Origin of the sequence: Metalysinibacillus jejuensis, from assembly GCF_003057615.1 — a bacterium.
GTDB classification, from domain to species: domain Bacteria; phylum Bacillota; class Bacilli; order Bacillales_A; family Planococcaceae; genus Metalysinibacillus; species Metalysinibacillus jejuensis.
The window spans coordinates 1-539 of record NZ_QAFW01000156.1; the positions used below are offsets into that span (position 1 = coordinate 1).

A 539-nucleotide genomic window follows, 5' to 3' on the forward strand; every position below is an offset into this window, starting at 1 on the left:
ATGTTGCTTGATTTTTACTAATTTCAGTTTAGGTAATTTGATATGACCATCTTGCAATTCGATATTTCCGTTCACTCGATTGGTTGTATAAGACTGTTTTGACTTACGGTTTTTGAACTTTGGAAATTTCGCATTGCCTTCAAAAAAATTCTTATAAGCCTTTTGTAAGTTCATTTGTGCATTTGCTAAAGCTAAAGAATCCACTTCTTTTAGGAATGGAAATTCGTCTTTATATTTAGCTGGTGTAGGGAACTTTTGCTTTTTAAGTGCTTCTTTATCATCTTTGAACTTTTCATACGTTTCTTTGCGTTCAGCTAACATCTTATTGTAGACAAAACGAACACAGCCGAATGTTTTAGCTAATAGTACAGCTTGCTCTTTGTTTGGTAAAAAACGAAATTTGAAAGCTTTATTTTGTTTAGTCATATCAATTCACCTCACTTTTTACCTTGATTTTCAATATATTTTTTGATGGTATCTATTGGCGCACCGCCTGCTGTAAGTAGGCAGAAGCTTCTTGACCAGAACATTTCTTTCCA

Annotated in this window: 2 protein-coding genes; both read right to left on the reverse strand. The window is 33.2% G+C overall.

Translation table 11 applies throughout. The annotated features are described in order from the left end of the window. Nucleotides 1–426, reverse strand: a 426-nt coding sequence (locus DDE80_RS14645) for a helix-turn-helix domain-containing protein (protein WP_153060936.1), incomplete at its 3' end; no start/stop codon positions are given. An 11-nt stretch (nt 427–437) separates the two neighbouring features. Beyond that, nucleotides 438–539 (reverse strand): transposase (locus DDE80_RS14650; protein ID WP_201261550.1); only part of this gene is annotated, 102 nt, incomplete at its 5' end.